Source organism: Absicoccus sp., assembly GCF_034090965.1.
Lineage (GTDB): Bacteria > Bacillota_I > Bacilli_A > Erysipelotrichales > Erysipelotrichaceae > Absicoccus > Absicoccus intestinalis.
The window spans coordinates 1-18770 of sequence record NZ_JAXDRQ010000037.1 but is presented as its reverse complement, the minus strand read 5'-3'; the positions used below and the strand labels follow the sequence as shown (position 1 = coordinate 18770).

Annotated in this window: 20 protein-coding genes, 1 tRNA gene and 1 other annotated feature; of the genes, 20 read left to right on the top strand and 1 reads right to left on the bottom strand. The window is 37.2% G+C overall.

Going from position 1 to position 18770, the window contains the following annotated elements:
* From SOS22_RS05370 to SOS22_RS05325, 10 genes are all read left to right on the top strand, one after another.
* Positions 1 to 646 (top strand): IMP dehydrogenase (locus SOS22_RS05370; RefSeq protein WP_320596562.1); only part of this gene is annotated, 646 nt, incomplete at its 5' end.
* A gap of 53 nt (positions 647 to 699) precedes the next feature.
* Positions 700 to 1836 carry an anaerobic ribonucleoside-triphosphate reductase activating protein gene (locus SOS22_RS05365; protein ID WP_320325158.1) on the top strand — a complete coding sequence of 379 codons (1137 nt, stop codon included), beginning with the start codon at positions 700 to 702 and terminating at the stop codon, positions 1834 to 1836.
* A complete protein-coding gene (locus tag SOS22_RS05360) occupies positions 1833 to 3851 on the top strand; it encodes a ribonucleoside triphosphate reductase (protein WP_320325157.1) in 2019 nt (672 codons plus the stop codon). The genes SOS22_RS05365 and SOS22_RS05360 overlap by 4 nt, the downstream gene beginning before the upstream one ends.
* A gap of 45 nt (positions 3852 to 3896) precedes the next feature.
* On the top strand, positions 3897 to 4139 hold the full coding sequence (locus SOS22_RS05355; RefSeq protein WP_320596561.1) for a hypothetical protein: 243 nt from the start codon (positions 3897 to 3899) through the stop codon (positions 4137 to 4139).
* Positions 4140 to 4360: 221 nt separating this feature from the next.
* Complete coding sequence (locus SOS22_RS05350; protein WP_320325155.1) at positions 4361 to 5224, top strand: SPFH domain-containing protein; 864 nt, start codon at positions 4361 to 4363, stop codon at positions 5222 to 5224.
* A complete protein-coding gene (locus SOS22_RS05345) occupies positions 5221 to 5460 on the top strand; it encodes a hypothetical protein (protein WP_320325154.1) in 240 nt (79 codons plus the stop codon). The genes SOS22_RS05350 and SOS22_RS05345 overlap by 4 nt, the downstream gene beginning before the upstream one ends.
* Positions 5461 to 5526: 66 nt before the next feature.
* Positions 5527 to 5609, top strand: a tRNA-Leu gene (locus tag SOS22_RS05340).
* Between the two features lie 605 nt (positions 5610 to 6214).
* A complete protein-coding gene (locus SOS22_RS05335; protein WP_320596560.1) occupies positions 6215 to 7339 on the top strand; it encodes a nucleoside hydrolase in 1125 nt (374 codons plus the stop codon).
* 2 nt (positions 7340 to 7341) lie between these two features.
* A complete protein-coding gene (locus SOS22_RS05330) occupies positions 7342 to 8226 on the top strand; it encodes a ribokinase (RefSeq protein ID WP_320325152.1) in 885 nt (294 codons plus the stop codon).
* A gap of 218 nt (positions 8227 to 8444) precedes the next feature.
* Complete coding sequence (locus SOS22_RS05325; RefSeq protein WP_320596559.1) at positions 8445 to 8984, top strand: ABC transporter ATP-binding protein; 540 nt, start codon at positions 8445 to 8447, stop codon at positions 8982 to 8984.
* 72 nt (positions 8985 to 9056) lie between these two features.
* On the opposite strand, the gene SOS22_RS05320 is transcribed toward SOS22_RS05325, so the two are convergent.
* Positions 9057 to 9422, bottom strand: coding sequence for an ArsR/SmtB family transcription factor (locus SOS22_RS05320; RefSeq protein ID WP_320325150.1), 366 nt, complete (start codon positions 9420 to 9422; stop codon positions 9057 to 9059).
* Positions 9423 to 9563: 141 nt separating this feature from the next.
* On the opposite strand from SOS22_RS05320, the gene SOS22_RS05315 reads away from it, so the two are divergent.
* The 10 genes from SOS22_RS05315 (at position 9564) to greA (ending at position 18656) form a co-directional block, all read left to right on the top strand.
* Positions 9564 to 9782 carry a cation transporter gene (locus SOS22_RS05315; RefSeq protein ID WP_320325149.1) on the top strand — a complete coding sequence of 73 codons (219 nt, stop codon included), beginning with the start codon at positions 9564 to 9566 and terminating at the stop codon, positions 9780 to 9782.
* 8 nt (positions 9783 to 9790) lie between these two features.
* On the top strand, positions 9791 to 11686 hold the full coding sequence (locus SOS22_RS05310; protein ID WP_320325148.1) for a heavy metal translocating P-type ATPase: 1896 nt from the start codon (positions 9791 to 9793) through the stop codon (positions 11684 to 11686).
* Positions 11687 to 11705: 19 nt separating this feature from the next.
* The gene (locus SOS22_RS05305; RefSeq protein ID WP_320596558.1) at positions 11706 to 12494 is read left to right on the top strand and encodes a glycoside hydrolase family 25 protein; all 789 of its coding nucleotides are present in this window, start codon (positions 11706 to 11708) and stop codon (positions 12492 to 12494) included.
* A gap of 53 nt (positions 12495 to 12547) precedes the next feature.
* Complete coding sequence (locus SOS22_RS05300; protein WP_320325146.1) at positions 12548 to 13096, top strand: TetR/AcrR family transcriptional regulator; 549 nt, start codon at positions 12548 to 12550, stop codon at positions 13094 to 13096.
* A 39-nt stretch (positions 13097 to 13135) separates the two neighbouring features.
* Positions 13136 to 13326: a binding site (T-box leader), on the top strand.
* A 29-nt stretch (positions 13327 to 13355) separates the two neighbouring features.
* A complete protein-coding gene (gene alaS / locus SOS22_RS05295) occupies positions 13356 to 15983 on the top strand; it encodes an alanine--tRNA ligase (protein ID WP_320596557.1) in 2628 nt (875 codons plus the stop codon).
* A 65-nt stretch (positions 15984 to 16048) separates the two neighbouring features.
* On the top strand, positions 16049 to 16300 hold the full coding sequence (locus SOS22_RS05290; protein ID WP_128519928.1) for an IreB family regulatory phosphoprotein: 252 nt from the start codon (positions 16049 to 16051) through the stop codon (positions 16298 to 16300).
* Positions 16300 to 16725 (top strand): Holliday junction resolvase RuvX, encoded by a 426-nt coding sequence (gene ruvX / locus SOS22_RS05285; RefSeq protein ID WP_320596556.1) that lies wholly within the window; start codon positions 16300 to 16302, stop codon positions 16723 to 16725. The genes SOS22_RS05290 and ruvX overlap by 1 nt, the downstream gene beginning before the upstream one ends.
* Before the next feature lie 39 nt (positions 16726 to 16764).
* The gene (locus SOS22_RS05280) at positions 16765 to 17019 is read left to right on the top strand and encodes a DUF1292 domain-containing protein (protein ID WP_320325143.1); all 255 of its coding nucleotides are present in this window, start codon (positions 16765 to 16767) and stop codon (positions 17017 to 17019) included.
* The gene (gene mltG / locus SOS22_RS05275) at positions 17012 to 18091 is read left to right on the top strand and encodes an endolytic transglycosylase MltG (protein WP_320596555.1); all 1080 of its coding nucleotides are present in this window, start codon (positions 17012 to 17014) and stop codon (positions 18089 to 18091) included. Before SOS22_RS05280 ends, mltG begins: the two co-directional genes overlap by 8 nt.
* Positions 18092 to 18134: 43 nt before the next feature.
* On the top strand, positions 18135 to 18656 hold the full coding sequence (greA, locus tag SOS22_RS05270; protein ID WP_320596554.1) for a transcription elongation factor GreA: 522 nt from the start codon (positions 18135 to 18137) through the stop codon (positions 18654 to 18656).
* The last annotated feature ends 114 nt before the right edge of the window (positions 18657 to 18770 follow it).

Below are 18770 nucleotides of genomic sequence, written 5' to 3'. Positions count from 1 at the left end.
GGGAAATGTTGTCGATGAAGAAGGATTCCGATTCTTAGCAGAAGCTGGTGCTGATTTTGTCAAAATTGGTATTGGCGGTGGTTCCATCTGTATCACACGTGAACAAAAAGGAATTGGTCGAGGACAGGCAACGGCCACTTTAGATGTTGCTCGTGCTCGTGATAAATATTTTGAAGAAACAGGAATTTATGTACCAATTTGCAGTGATGGAGGTATTGTTTATGATTATCACATCACGTTGGCCTTAGCATTTGGTGCAGATTTTGTCATGTTAGGTCGTTATTTTGCTCGTTTTGATGAAGCTCCAAATAAGTTGGTTACGGTCAACGGAAACTATATGAAAGAATATTGGGGTGAAGGTTCGGCTCGTGCCCGAAACTGGCAACGCTATGATATGGGTGGAGATAAGAAAATGGCTTTTGTGGAAGGTGTTGATTCTTATATTCCATATGCCGGCTCTTTGAAAGATAATGTACGGATCACTCTATCAAAAGTTCGTCATACGATGTGCAACTGTGGATGTTTAACCATTCCAGAACTACAAAAAAATGCAAAAATCACGTTGGTTTCTCAAACAAGTATCGTAGAAGGTGGAGCTCACGATGTCGTTGTTCGTGATGAGCATTTTGATGCGAAAGAAAAGTAATTGATTTCAGATGGATATGTCATATCCATCTTTTTATATGGTAAAATTCAACTATGGATCAACAAACAAATTTATTAATGAACATCAGTGTCATGTATCGTAGCACACAAAAATATTATGATCGAAATTTACAAGATTTACATTTGACTTATGCGCAATTACCAATCTTGATCATGATTTATGAAAATGAAGGCATTTCTATGCGTGAAATCTCACAAATGGGTGTTTACGATAAGGGAACCATATCGAAAAGTGTAAAACATTTAGAACAACAGGGATTTATTATAGTGCAATCATCGAAAGTGGATAAACGAAATAAAGAATTATATACTTCGGATTTTGCGAAACAATCCATGGCAAAGGTATATTCTATTCGAAGAGATTGGTGGCAACATTTGATTCAAGGTGTTGATGATGTTGCGTTTCGACAATTTTTACCATCATATAATCGGATAGCCAATAACGCAAAAGAATATGCAGAATCCATTTCCTCTCAATTACCTTTTTTTCATTGGCAGAAAGTTTCATTGACTCATTATCCACATAAAATAAGCACTGTTTTATATACGGCCGGTAGCAATTTTCGCTGCCCATTTGACCGATACCCAGAATTGATCTTTATCCAAGAAGGGATGAAAGAATTACCTCGACAAGAAATCATCGAATACTTAGAAAAGCGATCAGATGTATTAGAGGCTGTCTGTATCGAAGGTGGTGAACCTTTGATGGATCCTCGTTTATTTGATTTTGTTACATTGATCAAACAAATGGGATATTACATCAAAGTGACTACAAATGGATCCTTTCCCGATCAATTGGAAACATTGATACAAAAAAAATACGTTGATTTTGTGAGTCTAGATATAAAAAATAGTCCAGGTCAATATGCGAAATCCATTGGGATGGCGCATTTTGATATACATCCCATTGAAAAAACCTTAAATATCTTAAAGAAAGAGACGATTCCTTACCAAATTGAATTGTATTTAAATCAAGAATATCATACGATGGCTTCGCTAAAATCATTGGCGAAATGGCTTTCGGGCATGAAAAAAATTATTCTTCATACCAATATCGAAAGTTTACCAACGCTTAGCAAACAACTACATAATTTTGATCCAACACAGATCAATAAAATTTCTCAAATTTTTCGTGATGAAAATCTAGAAGTGGAGGTTCAAGCTGAATGATACAAGTTATTAAACGTGATAATAGTGTGGTTGCCTTCGATATTCATAAAATCGAAGCAGCGATTCAAAAAGCTTTTGCCTCGTTAAACAAAGAAACCGATGATTCTGTTATTGAATTATTAAGTCTACGTGTAACGAGTGAATTCTCAGATGATATCCAAGATGGAAAGATTCCTGTAGAACAAATTCAAGATTGTGTTGAATATGTTTTATCGGTAACTGGTTATGCGGATGTGGCGAAGGCTTATATCCTTTATCGAAAACAGCGTGAAAATGTAAGAGAATTTCAAAAAGTATCACAAGTCCATAAGAAGATCATGGATGCCTATCTTCATGTTGATAAATCATTGCCCAATGATGATCGATTATCGACGTATTCCATTGGTGGATTGATTCTTTCAAACTCGGGTGCCATCACCAAAAACTATTGGACACATTTTATCTATGATGAACAAATTGTAGAAGCCCATGAAAAAGGTGACATATATATTCATGATTTGGATATGTTGACGGGAGATAGTTGTGGATGGTCCATTCGCCCTTTATTGGAACATGGTTTAAGTGGACTGGATCATAATGTTCATTCACGACCGCCAAAACATTTATTTTCAGCTTGTAATCAATTGATCAATTTTTTAGGTATCCTTCAAAACGAATGGGCAGGTGCCCAATGTATACCAAGTTTTGATACGTATTTAGCACCATTTGTGAAAGTCGATCAGTTGGATGAAAAAAGTACGCAACAATGTATTGAAACCTTTATTTATGGAGTCAATATTCCAGCTCGATGGGGTTCTCAAGCACCATTTTCGACCATTTCATTTGATTGGACCGTCCCTGAAGACTTAAAGAATCAAACTGTTTTTATTGGTGGTGTTCAACAAGATTTTGTTTATGGAGATTGCCTTGATGAAATGAAAATGATCCAAAAAGCTTTTTTTAAAACGCTATTGGAAGCTGATCAATCAGGTCGTAGTTTTCCTTTTCCAATCCCAACCATCAATATTCAAGATGATTTTGATTGGCAAAATGATACTTTAAATGCATTGTTGTTTGAAGTCGCTGCCAAATATGGTAGCCCCTATTTTGCACATCATTCTCGTTATGCACGAGAAAAGATGAATAATTATCATACATTGTATGAAAAGCCAAGTGGTTTTTTTGGATATGGAGAAAATCAAGGATCCATTGGTATGGTGACCATCAATATGCCACGACTGGCTCATCGATCCAAGAATGAATCGGATTTTTTTGAAAAACTAGATAAATTAATGGATCTAGTTGCTCGTACATTGGATGTAAAAAGACAAATACTGAATCAATTTTTACAAGCGGGTTTATATCCATATACCCGACATTATCTAAAATCTTTTGATCGTTGTTTTGGCACTTTTGGTGTCATCGGTATGAATGAGGCCTGTGAAATGGCCAATTGGATCCATTCCGATTTAGGAAAGGAACAAGCCCAAGATTTTGTCGTGAAGGTATTGACACATATGAGAAATCGTTTGTATCAGTATCAAGAAAAATATCATTCCTTTTTTAACCTAGAGGCTACTCCAGGAGAACGAGTCTCCTATGAATTGGTGCAAAAAGATCGGACATGGTTGCCAGAACATGCGAAAAGTTATTATACAAATTCTTCCCATCTACCGGTGAACTATACCGATGATGTATTTGAAGCATTAACGATCCAACAACAATTTTTGCCATTATTTACAGGTGGTGCTGCTTTCCATGTATATATTCCTTCGCGAATTGTCCATTGGCAAGATTGTATGCATCTTGTTGATCAAATCATTCATCACTTTCAGATTCCTTATTTGACCATTTCACCGACTTATTCAATCTGCAACAAGGATGGATACATTCCAGGATCCCATACGCTTTGTCCAGTATGTAATGAAAAAGTAGAAGTATGGGCACGCATGGCTGGATATTATCAACCGGTCCAATATTGGAATGAATCCAAAAGACAGGAATTTATTGAAAGGCAAGATTATCAATTGGCTTAATGTGTATAGCTTGCATGAATTGCGGATAAAAACTATAATAAAAATATGACAGAGGATGAATTGATGAAAGAATTGGCAGAACCAATTCTTGAAAAATTAAAAGAAGTTGATAAGGAAATGGGAAATCAGAATATGTCTGAGGTTCCTCAGGTTCATTTTGTTCGTAATCATTTGCAATTACCTGCGGAAATTGATGGTTTTGAAATTACGGATGAATTTTTAGAGAAACTGGAAAAATATATCCAAGATGAGTTAGAGTCTTTTCATAAACCAACCGTTTTACATTAAATTTTCTTTAAGTTGGATTTTTTCACGCAGAGAGATCTGCGTTTTTTTATGGAATCAAATATGAATTTGTTGAAATCAAGCGAATTTTACCTTTTTAAATAAATTCTAGATATTTGTGTACAATTTTTGTTATCATATTTGTATTATATAAGCAAAGCTTAAAGGAGAAGGGTATGTTTTTTATATTCATTTTACTTATCTTGATTTTCCTAATGTTACTTATGATACGTGTTGTGCCACAAGGAAGTTCTTATGTAATCCAGCGATTGGGACGCTATTATACAACATGGGATTCAGGACCTCATCTTAAGGTTCCCTTTATCGATCAGGTAGCTCGAAAAGTGTTATTAAAAGAGCAAGTTGCTGATTTTGCACCACAACCAGTGATCACAAAAGACAATGTTACGATGCAAATCGATAGTGTTGTATATTTCAAGATTACCAATCCACAATTGTATGCTTATGGTGTAGAAAATCCGATCATGGCCATGGAAAATTTAACAGCTACAACTTTACGGAATATCATCGGTGATATGGAATTGGATGCAACCTTGACAAGCCGAGAAGCCATCAATTCGCAGATGCTGCAAATCATAGATTTGGCTACGGATCCTTGGGGAATCAAAGTAACACGTGTAGAATTGAAAAATATTCAGCCACCAACGGCCATTCGAGAAGCGATGGAAAAACAAATGAAGGCTGAACGTGAAAAAAGAGCGGCCATCTTAACGGCAGAAGGAGAAAAACAATCGATGATCTTGGAAGCGGAAGGTCATAATCAATCCGCCTTATTAAATGCAGAAGCGGAAAAACAAGCAATGATCCTTCGTGCTGAAGCTGAGAAAGAAAAAGAAATCAAAGAAGCAGAAGGTCGGGCAGAGGCTATTCGGAAGGTGCAAGAAGCAACGGCTGAATCTATCAAGAAAATTAAAGAAGCGGGTGCTGATGACGCGGTCATCAAGTTAAAAAGTCTGGATACTTTAGCAAAAATGGCTAATGGACAAGCAACAAAGATCATCATCCCTTCTGAGATACAAAATCTTGTTGGTTTGATTGAAGGTGTAAAAGAGGGAACACGATCATGATGTTCGCTATTTGTATTGGTTTATTCCTGATGTTTGTTATTTATGGCATTGTGAAAGCACAAATGAATAAATCAAAATCTGCACTAAAGCCGAAACAAGATATCACTTGTGAAACACAATATGAACATGACCACAAGGAACAAGGAGAACGCTATATTGTGCATGATGAGCCGGAACAAGGCTATGTCATTTTAAATGGTGTGAAACGCCGGATCGAAGATTGCAAAGATTTATAAGAAATAGGTCATTGACCTATTTTTTACTTGCCTTTTATATTTGAATAGGATATACTGTATAAGCATGCGGGTGTGGTGAAACTGGCAGACACGATAGACTTAGGATCTATTGCTTACGCGTGCAGGTTCGAGTCCTGTCACCCGCACCATTGTCTAGAAAGCCTTTTAAGGCTTTTTTTGTATATAATAGAATATATTCATCAAGATCTCAAATGTAGAGATCTTTTTTTCATGTTTATAAAGGAACAATCAATATCCAATTATTAATGATTTTAGATAGATGCGATGGATTCAAGATATGGACAATAAGAAAGGGGTGCAATGATCTAGACAACAGCATCTGTGAAATATGTATTAAGCAACTAGGTGCAATCAGGATCGATATAAATTTTACATGTATTTTTTGGCAAGAGCCTCATATGTTATTATTGGTAGTAATTTGCCTCAATTTTCAAAATTGTATGGTCAGACGATTGAAACAGTCGGTTTATTAGCTTTTGCTCTTGAACGTATTTTGACGATGAATATCACGGGTTTGGTGGTGGAAGAGTGCTTCTTCCAAAGTGTTGACCCTTGGCACACTTTTTACCGCTATTTTCTTAGCCGGTACACCTTTATTCGCAAACGATACTATAGATATGATACTATCGTTTATAGGTGGAATTGCTTTTGGTACACAAGATGCTATGTGTCCAACCATGTTGAGTGGCGTATTTAAGAAAAATTAGGAAGAATCATTGACTTTTAGACAAGCATGATTTGGTATTGGAACGACAGTAAGTCCGGTGTCGTTTTGACCAGCAGTCTTTCCTATGCTATGGCTTTTTTTGATGGCAGCATTTGCTTTGATCATGCTTGCTGTTTGTATTCTGGCGGCAGCGATTTTGAAATTTACGACGAAAGAGAAAGAGCCTGTGAAGGAATAGAGGGTAAAGATATGAAAAGAAAAATAATTATTGATACGGATTGTGGATCCGATGATGCCATGGCCATTGCGATGGCCTTGAATGATAAGAACTACGAGATTCTCTTTTTTTCGACGGTTTCCGGAAATGTAGATGTTGATCAGGCAATTAAAAACACGTTAACGACCATTGAGGTAGCCAACACATATACACCGCCGGTATATCGTGGTTGTGAGACAATGTTGCTTCAAAAATTGATCTATGCACATGAAACACACGGAAAGGATGGAATGGGAGATATTGGGTTAGTTCCTCATTATTTAAAGAAAAGCGAAGGGCATGCAGTATTAAAAATTCTTGAAGCTTTGGACGCGAGTGAGGATGGTGCAATTGATATCATTACTTTAGGTCCTTTGACGAATATTGCTTTAGCCATCAAATTGGCACCTGAAATTATGAAAAAAGCGGGTAAGATCGTCGTTATGGGATCTGCAGGATTAGGAGTTGGTAATGTTACTCCCGTAGCGGAATTTAACGTATGGCAAGATGCAGAAGCCGCAAGAATTGTGGTTGAAGCCGGATTGGAAAATGTCATCTTTGTAGGTTGGGATGCCTGTTTGGATGAATGTATGTTGACCCCACCTGAAATTAAACGGATTCGTGAAAGTGGAGATTTAGGTAAGTTTGCCATCGATTGCAATCGAGTATTAATGGAAATGAATGTGGATCGTTTCGGTGATACGTATCTGGATATGGCAGATCCATCGGCGATGGCAGCAGCCTTGTATCCGGAGTGTATCAAGGATTGTAAGAAATACTATTGTCAAGTTGATACGACACCTGGACCAAGCTATGGTTCGGTATTGGTGGACAGTAATTTTTTCTCGGGCAAAGAGCCAAATATCTATGTTTGCAGTAAGCTTTATCCCGAAAAATATAAAGAATATATATTTAAAACATTGAAAGTGGAATGAATATGAAAGTGTTAAATTTCGGATCTTTAAACATCGACTATGTGTATGAGGTGGATAACTTTGTTAAAAAAGGAGAAACAATAGCTTCAAAATCAATGCAACAATTTGTTGGAGGTAAAGGTTTAAATCAAACCGTTGCATTAAAAAGAGCAGGCGTGAATGTGGCACATGCCGGATCGGTTGGCAAAGATGGTAGTTTCTTGCTGGATTATTTGAGCAACGAAGGTATTGATACAAGTCTTATTTATATAAATCCAGACGTAAAAACGGGCCATGCGATCATTCAAATCGATCATAGTCATGATAATTGCATTCTTCTATATGGTGGGGCAAACCGTGCTATTCCTGCCTTCTATTTTGACAAGATCTTGCATACATATCAGGCAGGAGATTTCATTGTTTTACAAAATGAGATCAATGATGTTTCTAAAATCATTGAGCAAGCTCATGAAAAGGGAATGATCGTCATCTATAATCCAGCACCGATGAATGAAGATGCCAAACAAGTGAATTTTGATTTTGTCGATTACTTAATCTTAAATGAGCACGAGGCAAGTGCTTTATTAAACATCGATCCAGAAAATATTTCACAACTCATCGAAGGTTTAGCGAGACGTTTTTCAAACAAACACATAATTTTGACCCTGGGCGAAACAGGATCTGTATATATCCATGGTGAAAGGATTTATCGGCAAAAAGCATATAGAGCTCCGGTTGTGGATACAACAGGTGCTGGAGACACATTTATTGGTTTCTTTGTTGCCTCTATCGTAAAAGGAAAAACGATAAAAATTTCGATGGATATTGCTTCAAGAGCTTCCTCGATGGCAATCAGTAAAAAAGGGGCGGCACCTTCTATTCCATATATTGCGGATATAGATGAATAGACATATGGATTCGAATTTAGAAAATAAGGATATTCAATCAAATCAGAATTCGCTTAATATCTTAACTATCATATTACATATGAATAATAATTCGTTAAGAAATATAGTTTAAATAATTAGGGTGCTATACTGAGTGATCGTTGATTAGTCTATTAAAAAGGGACCGATGGTTGAATAGCTACGCTCATTGCCATCGGCCTTTTTGGTATAATTTTGTTGTGATGAAATACTTTAATCAATGTAACGCAATTCAACCGTCATTTCAATTCTCTTTGAACTTTGTTTATGAAGATTCTATCCCTGATGATGTATCTAGAACAGTAAAAGAAGGAGTAAGTTTATTAAACTATTTCGATTTATCGTATTCAGAGCGTAAGTTCATCAATATTGCGTCAGCATTGCTACGAAATACTCAAATTATCGTTTTCGATGAAATCACGGGAACACAAGATTTATTAGGAAAAAAACGAATCGTGAATATCTTAAATTGGCTCAAAGAAAAGGGAACCACCGTATTATTTATCTCACATATATTGATTTCGTTGCTGAAAAATTTCTCTGATGTGATGATCATGTCCAATGGTTCCATTCAATATTTCGGTGATATAGAACATGCTTTTTTAGATGACAAAATACTTACTGTCTCACATATTTCAAAACCTATAGTTACAACGGTGGCAGAAAATCTTGAGATTTCAAATATCGTTTGTTATGCGGATCTGATGAAAGAAATAAAGAAAAAATTAAATACAGATTGAAATTTGAATCTTTTCGATTGCATAAGGGAAACGTGTTTTTGTCGATCGTCGTAAACGACCAATTACGATGATTTACGTTTCATGGGATGGGCAAGATACCTTTGCTACTTTTTCTATGACATGATGAAGTGTATTTACCAGTTCAGAATCGGCTGCTTGATAATACATTTCTTTACCATGTCTTTCACTGGTGATCAATCCGGCATCTTTTAATAAGCGTAAATGATGGGAAACAGCTGGACTGGACATGTCGACTGCTGCAGCAATATTGATCACACATTCTTGGGCATGACAAAGAAACCAAAAGATGCGCAATCGTGTGGGATCACCGAGCTGTTTCATGGCAGCAGCAACCGTTTCAATGGTTTCTGGATTGGGAATATGTTCAATGATTTCTTGTTCGTTTTCTTGATGATGATGCGGCAATGGTTTAGTCATAAAAATCTCCTTTTTTTCATTCTATCATTATCGTCAAGTAAAAGATTGAATAATTGTTTTATCTTTGTTGACATCGTCATAGAGTATGCTATCATATAGATACAATTAAACGATTGTTGAATCGTTGAAAGGATGATTTGTATGAAAAAAAGTTATAAAATTGATGTAGATTGTGCTAATTGTGCAGATAAAATGGAACAAGCTGCAAAAGCCACGCAAGGTGTCAAAGATGCCACAGTAAACTTTATGACGCTGAAAATGAAAGTCGAATTTGAAGAGGGGGTAGAACCCAAAACGGTGATGGAACAAGTGCGAAAAAATTGTAAACGGGTGGAAGACGATTGCGAGATCTTCCTATAGGTCAGTTTATGAATAAGAAACAAAAACAAAATTTAATTCGTATCCTCTTGTCTACAGGATTACTGATTGTTTTGTATTTTATTCCCGTTTCGGGTTGGATGCGTTTTCTTCTATATATGATTCCATATTTGATCATTGGATATGACATTTTATGGAAAGCCATCAAAGGAATCATTCATCGCCAACCTTTTGATGAATGTCTTCTGATGGCCATTGCGACAGTCGGTGCGATTGCTTTAGCGATTCGTGAAAATGGTGACTATACAGAAGCGATTGCAGTCATGTTGTTTTATCAAGTGGGTGAATGGTTTCAATCCTATGCCGTTGGTAAAAGTCGAAAAAATATTACGGATCTCATGGACATTGCACCAGAATATGCCAACTTAGAACGAGATGGTCATCTTGAACAAGTAGATCCGGATGAAATAGAAATTGGATCGATCCTGGTTGTGAAAACGGGAGAAAAAATCCCAATTGATGGTGTAGTTTTGGATGGTGATGCATCTTTGGATACAACTGCATTAACCGGTGAATCCATACCTCGTTCTGTGCATAAAGGGGATGAAGTCATTAGTGGTTGTATCAATACCGATGGCGTATTAAGAATTCGTACGACCAAAGCTTTTGAGGATTCGACCGTTGCCAAAGTGTTGGAATTGGTTGAAGATGCGAGTTCGCATAAATCGCATTCCGAAAATTTCATTACGAAGTTTGCTCGAATCTATACACCGATTGTTGTATATTCAGCCATTGCGCTCGCATTTATTCCACCCCTGATTCAATGTATGATGCATACGCAACCACAATGGGGAACATACTTATATCGCGCATTGATTTTTTTAGTTGTTAGTTGTCCTTGTGCATTGGTTATCAGTATTCCATTGAGTTTCTTTGCCGGAATTGGATCGGCCAGTCATGAAGGGGTCCTGGTCAAAGGCTCTAATTATCTAGAATTGTTATCGGAAATCAAAACAGTGGTATTTGATAAAACCGGTACATTGACCAAAGGCGTTTTTGAAGTGACCAATATTCATCCAGAAAAAATTTCGGCAGACGAATTGCTTCATATGGCTGCCCATGTGGAACGTTATTCGACCCATCCGATTGCGAATTCGCTAAAGAAGGCATATCCCAATGAAGCCGATGCTTGTTCGATTTCGGATGCCAAAGAAATAGCAGGACAAGGCATGCAAGCAATAGTCAATGGGAAACTTGTTTGTGTTGGCAATGCCAAGATGATGGATGCAATGGGCATTTCCTGGCAAAATTGCTTGGATGCTGGAACCATTGTCCACATTGCAATCGATGGCGTATATGCCGGCCATATTCATATTTCCGATGTTGTGAAACCACATACGAAACAAGCGATTTCTGAATTACGGAAAAATGGTGTATCCAATATTGTGATGTTGACCGGAGATTCTCGATCGGTCGCGCAACGAGTCGCTCAAGATGTAGGTATCCAAAATGTCTATAGTGAATTATTGCCTCAAGATAAAGTAAAAAAAGTGGAAGATCTACTTCAAAATAAAGCCAAAGAAACGGATCGTTTAGCTTTTGTGGGCGATGGCATCAACGATGCACCGGTATTATCACGAGCCGATATTGGGGTAGCCATGGGAGCCATGGGAAGTGATGCAGCCATTGAAGCAGCAGATGTCGTATTAATGGACGACGATCCATTAAAATTAGCGACGGCTATTCATATTTCACGAAAATGTTTACGAATCGTAAAAGAAAATATTTGGTTTGCGATTGGTATCAAAGTTCTATGCTTGGTCCTAAGCGCATTTGGTTTGACCAATATGTGGGTTGCAATCTTTGCCGATGTCGGTGTGATGATCCTTGCGGTTTTGAATGCGATGCGATGTATGTTTATTCATTCCATAGAACCAATCGACTAAAACATGTTAGAATAGATGCATGAGACAACAAAAACAGCGAAAACGACTCATGATCTTATGGATGATCCTGGTTTGTGTAGTTGGCTTGATCCTATCGATTCTTTCCATGTCTTCTTCTACACAAAAGAAAAAAAGTGGCTCTTATTATGATCTAAATGCTTTTGGATATAAAAATGGATTGATGACATTTAGTGATGATCATTATTCTACGCAAACAGGAATCGATGTTTCCAGTCATCAAGGATCTATTGATTGGGATGCCGTAAAGAAAAGCGATATTACTTTTGCGATGATTCGATGTGGATATCGAGGTGCTAGTGAAGGGGCTTTGTATGAAGATCGTGCATTTGCCACCAATATCAAAGCAGCGCAAGCAGCCGGTTTAAAAGTAGGTGTTTATTGGTTTTCCAGTGCCATTACGGTAGGGGAAGCGAAAGAAGAAGCCGATTATGTTCTATCCTTGGTTTCTGCTTATGATTTAGATCTGCCGATTGCTTTTGATATGGAACGATTAGAAGGCCAAACCAGTCGGATCGATGATTTGACCAAACAGGAGAAAACAAAGATTGCCAATGCATTTGTATCTCGTTTGAAAAAGAAAGGTTATAAAACATTGGTGTATGGGAATGCATCTTGGCTATCCAATGATATTCAGGTGAACAAGATCGATTCAGATATATGGTTAGCTTCCTATAGCGATACCCTAACATATAAGAAAGCGTTTACGATGTGGCAGTATACACAGAAAGGATCCGTTGATGGAATTTCTGGATCTGTTGATATTGACTTATACATTCAGGAAAAGTAAACATTTGAATATTAAAAATGAATCATTTAAAATAATGGACAGAGGGATAGCGTATGTCAGATTTCACAAAAATTGCGATCATGCATTCATTAATTGAATTATTAGAGGAAAAAGAGTTCACAAAAATTACTGTAAAAGATATCGTGACTCGATGTGGCATAAATCGCAATACTTTCTATTACCATTTTGAAGATATTTATGATCTCTTGGGACAAACTTTTCAATATCTGATCGATCAAACCAATTTACAAAACATTAATTTGAATAATTGGCGAGAAATGCTTGAAGATATCTTAAGAAAAGTGGCAAGATGGAAATTAGCTGGACGTCATATCTTTAATTCATTGAGTACACATGATTTATTTCGCTATATGCATCAAATCTATTGGGTGTCCTTTGAAAACTATTTCACACCAATTTTTAATGAAATGAATGTACCCGAAGACGATCGGATCTTCTTCTTAACAACGCTAACAGATACCTTGATTGGATTTACCATAGAATGGGCAGAAAAAGACTTTAATGAGCAATTTGCACGTAAAAATATTGAAAAAGTTGCGGAATGGCTGACACGAATCTTGACATTGGATCCAATCCAATAGTCTATTGAATTTTTACTTTGTTCGTGATATTATTCATTTGATTTATCGATGATAAAAATAAGTAGGATCTTGTTTAGGAAATCAGAGATAAGGTGGTTGGTGTAAACCTTACAAAGAATTTGGTCTGAAGCTATTTTGGAGATAAACGTATTTCGGCGTTAACGAATAATCAAGGGCATCTATCAAACATGGATGAACTAGGATGGTACCGCGTAATTTACGTTCCTAGAAATAGGAACGTTTTTTAATGGAGGAAAAGATGAAACAATTAACAGGCAACCAAGTCAGACAAATGTTTTTGGATTATTTTGAACAACAGGGTCATATGATCGAACCCGGCGCAAGTCTAATTCCCGTGAATGATCCAACTTTATTATGGATCAATGCTGGGGTCGCCGCTTTAAAGAAATATTTTGATGGAAGTGAAAAACCAGCTTCCAATCGAATTGCGAATGCACAAAAAAGCATTCGTACCAATGATATTGAAAATGTAGGGAAAACAGCTCGCCATCATACATTTTTTGAAATGTTGGGAAACTTTTCCATTGGTGACTACTTTAAAACAGAAGCCATTCACTTTGCATGGGAATTTTTAACCAGTGAAGAATGGATGGGCATTGACACCGATCGTTTATATATCACAGTATATACATATGATGATGATGCCTATAATGTTTGGACCAAAGAATGTGGCGTTGATCCAAGCCACATGTTACGGACCATGGACAATTTCTGGGAAATTGGTAAAGGGCCTGGAGGGCCAGATAGTGAAATCTTCTTTGACCGTGGTGAAAAATATGATCCAGAAGGATTAGGTGAAAAATTATTTTTCGATGAAATGGAAAATGATCGATATGTAGAAGTATGGAATATTGTATTTTCTCAATACGATTGTGATCCATCCATTGATCGAAAAGACTATAAAGAATTACCTCAAAAGAACATTGATACCGGAATGGGACTGGAACGATTGGTTGCACTGATCCAAGATGGAGAAACCAATTTTGATACCGATTTATTCTTACCTATCATTCATGCTACTGAAAAATTAGCGAAATATCCATATGAAGGTGAATATAAAATGGCTTATCGAGTCATTGCCGATCACATTCGGACCATTACTTTTGCGATGAGCGATGGGGCTAACTTCTCCAATTCTGGTCGTGGCTATGTATTGCGTCGTGTATTACGGAGAGCCGTTCGTTATGGTTTGAAATTAGGACTGGACGAACCATTCTTATATAAATTAGTGCCTGTGGTGGCCGATACCATGCAAGATTTCTATCCATATTTGCAAGAACATGTTGCCTACAATCAAAAATTGATTGAAGTCGAAGAAAAGACATTTAAGAAAACGTTGAAAAACGGACAAGCATTATTGGATGCTGAAATTCAAAAATGCGATGGTCATTTACCAGGAAAGATCGTATTCAAACTCTACGATACCTATGGATTCCCATTTGAATTAACGCAAGAAATTGCCCAAGAATCCAATGTATCGGTGGATCGTGAAGAGTTTGATATTGAAATGAACAAACAAAAAGAACGTGCTCGAAATGCACGAAATACAAAGGAATCCTTTGGGGAACAACACGAAGCTTTGATGGCTTTCACGCAACCAAGTACATTTATTGGTTATGATCAATATACTTGCGAAGCTAAAGTGATTGGTTTATTTAAAGATGGTGAAGCAGTGGATACACTGAGCGATGATGGACAAGTCATCTTGGATCAGACGGTTTTCTATGCCGAAAGCGGAGGACAAGCAGCAGATACCGGTACGATGACAGGTGATGGTGTAGAATTGGATGTAACCGATGTACAAAAAGCGCCAAATAAACAACCGTTGCATACAATTAAGATCAATGCGGGCCAATTGATGATCGGCGATACGGTGACTTGTCAAATCAATGAGGAACAACGGTTAAATACAACGGCCAATCATTCGGCAACCCATTTATTGCAGGCTGCTTTACAAAAAGTGGTTGGTTCACATATTCATCAGGCTGGATCCTACAATTGTGCCGATTATTTACGTTTTGATTTTAATCACTATGAAAAAGTAAGTGACGAACAATTGGCTAAAGTTGAAGATCTTGTGAATGAATATATCGCGGCTGGATATCCAGTAACCAAAGAAATCATGGATATTGACGAAGCCAAAAAATCCGGTGCAATGGCTTTGTTCAACGAAAAATATGGTGATCGTGTACGCGTTGTAACGATGGGAGATGTATCCAAAGAATTCTGTGCGGGTTGTCATGTTCACAATACATCCGAAATTGGTGTATGCAAGATTGTGAGTGAAGAATCCATTGGATCGGATGTTCGACGGATCACGGCTAAGACCAAATTGGCTGCATACAATGAATTTGCCCAAGAACATCGCATGTTGGAACATATTGCATCCAGTGCCAAACAAAAGACCATTAAGAATATCGATCATAAAGTGGCACAGAGCTATGAGCAAATGAAAGAACTCCAAAAAGAAATTGCGAATTTGCAGAATCAAATGTTTGCTTTAAAAGCCAAAGATTGGGCCAATGACATTGAAGATTGGGGATCGATCCATGTTTTGATCAAACAAGTAGAAAATATGGATGCCAAAGCATTAAAAGATATTGTATCCAATACCAAGGCACAAGATGAAAAAGTGGTATGTTTCTTTGTGAATGAAAATCATGGAAAATTGGTCTTTGTAGCCGGTGCTGGTAAAGAAGCCGTAGCTCATGGCGTACATGCTGGAAAATTGGTGAAAGCTGCTGCACAAATCTGCCAAGGAAATGGTGGTGGAAAACCTGATATGGCGCAAGCTGGAGGTAAAGATGCCAGCAAAGTGGCCGAGGCATTAGAAAACGTAAAAGCAACCTTACAGACAATTGCGTAAACCGGTTTATTTATCGAAAAATATTGTGTATAATTATATATATCTATTAAGGGAGTGTGATGATGATGAAAGACGTTACAGAAACAATGACTTTCACTACTGAAGAAATTCGTCGTGAAAACATCAAGACCATTTTGCGTGAAGTCAGCGATGCGCTGGAAGAACGTGGATATAGTTCTGTTAACCAAATTGCAGGTTATTTGATCAGTAATGATCCTGCTTATATTTCTTCACATAAGAATGCACGTAACTTGATTCAACGGATTGAACGATATGAAATCATTGAAGAATTGGTGCGCGCCTATCTGGAGAAGTAATGGAACGCATTATCGGATTGGATTTAGGAAGTAAAACATGTGGCGTGTCAGTCAGTGATTCTTCACGTTTTATTGCGAGAGCTCTAAAGACCATTCGCTTTGAATCTGATGATTATGATGATTGTTTTGATCAAATTTTAGAGCTATTAGATCAAGAGAAGATCAAAGAAGTTGTGTTGGGATTGCCTAAACATATGAATGGTGATATTGGCGAGCGCGGACAGCTTTCGATTGATTTTGCGAATGAATTGGAAAAAGAAGGCATTACTTGTCATCTGTGGGATGAGCGATTGACAACGGTGAGTGCTGAGCGATTATTGATTTCAGGGGATGTTTCGCGAAAAAAACGCAAGAAAATCATTGATCAAATGGCCGCTGTAGAAATTTTACAGAGTTACTTAGATCGACAACGTAACGGGGGTTAGTTTAGATCCCCGTATTTTTTTTAAAAGGAGGACCCTATCATGTTAGATTCAAATTGCTTATATGTGACAGATGAAAATGGACAAGAAAAAAAGATGATCATCTTGTTTACTTTTGATTCGCCCGATTATGGACAACAATATGTGGTTTTTCAAGACCCAGATCTAGAAGATGGCCAAGTTTATGCATCCCGCTATGATGCCCAAGGAAATTTATTCCCCATTGAAAGTGACGAAGAATGGGATATGGTAGAAGAAGTCATCAACACCTTTGTGGAGGATGAAGAGAATGCATAAAGCCAAACATAAACATCGACCACTGATCATCGTTGTTTTGATACTTTTGATTATGGTTGTAGCATGTGGCGGCTATTACTTCTATGCATTGACACCCGTTGGTAATGGATCTAAAAAAGTTGATTTTGTGATCCAAGAAGGCGAATCCTATGATAATGTATTAAACAATCTTGAAAAGAAAGGGCTGATCCGCTCAGCTCGAATGGCCGATTTGTATTCGAAGATACATACACAAGAATCTTATTATGCGGGCGATTATGAAATTAGCAATGGTCTAAGCACAGAAGGGGTTCTAAAATATATTTCCAATGTCAATAATGCGACAAAGGAACAAATCAAAATTACAGTACCCGAAGGAAAATGGGCCAAAGAAATTGCTGCTATGATTGCAGAAAAGTATCCAAAATATACGTCCAAAGAAATATTAAAAAAATGGAACGATATCAATTATATTAAGAAATTGGCCAAAGAGTATACATTTTTAGATGTAGATACTCTCAATAATTCCAACTATAAAGTCAAATTAGAAGGATATTTATTTCCAGACACGTATTTGTTGACGAAAAATATGACAATTGATGAAATTACACGAGTATTTCTCGATCGTTTTCAAGATATATATGACACATACAAATCCGATATTGATAAGAGTGGCTATTCTTTACAACAAATTTTGACTCTAGCAAGTATTGTTCAATTTGAATCTGCCACGAAAAGCGATATGAAAAAAATTGCAGGGGTATTCTATAATCGATTGAATGATAAAATGAAACTACAATCCAGCGTAACGGTTTGTTACGCATTGTACGATGATTATAAAGATGCACAAGATTGTGAAGTCAATACGGATGTTGATTCACCATACAATACGTATGAACACGATGGATTACCAATTGGTCCGATCTTAAATCCAGGAGAAAATGCCATCGATGCTGTCTTACATCCGACTAAATCCGATTATCTATATTTTGTAGCCGATATCCATGGCGATGGAAAAGTCTATTATTCCCAGACATTAGAAGAGCATGAAAAAAAGGTCGAAGAATTGGACCTGAATTTGGACAACCAATAGATATGTGATATAATCACTGTGCAAAAAAATAAGGAGTGGTAACATGGCAGAAGAAAAAAATTATGTAACACAAGAAGGTTATAATGCATTAGTTGCAGAACAAAATAATTTAATTCATAATGTACGAAATGAAGTCATTGTCGAGTTACAAGAAGCTCGTGCTCAAGGTGACTTGTCCGAAAATGCGGATTATGATGCAGCTCGTGATCATCAAGCTCGTGTCGAAGCACGAATTCAAGAATTAGAAGCAATGATCAAAAATGCGGTCATTGTCAATGATGTAGAAAAAGAATCCGGTGAAAAAAAGGTGAAATTTGGATCTACAGTCAAGATTTTAGATTTATCTGATAATACCGAATTGGAATTCCAAATTGTTGGTAGTCAAGAAGCCGATCCACTAAAAGGAAAACTTTCCAATGCAACACCACTAGGAGAAACTTTGATTGGTGCCAAAGTTGGTCAAACTGTAACCGTTCATCATGTGGAAGAGCCATATGATGTGAAAATCTTGGAAAGAGAACATCTTTTGCGATTCCTCTGCTTAAATCTCGTCTACAACCAGTAGCCATCGCCAGCAGGATCCATGACTCGTCCCCGCCTTTATTGGCCTTCCGCATGTCGAGGGCAGAGAAGGCGACAAGCAAGCGATATTAAACCTCACCATCCACGAAGCGTATCG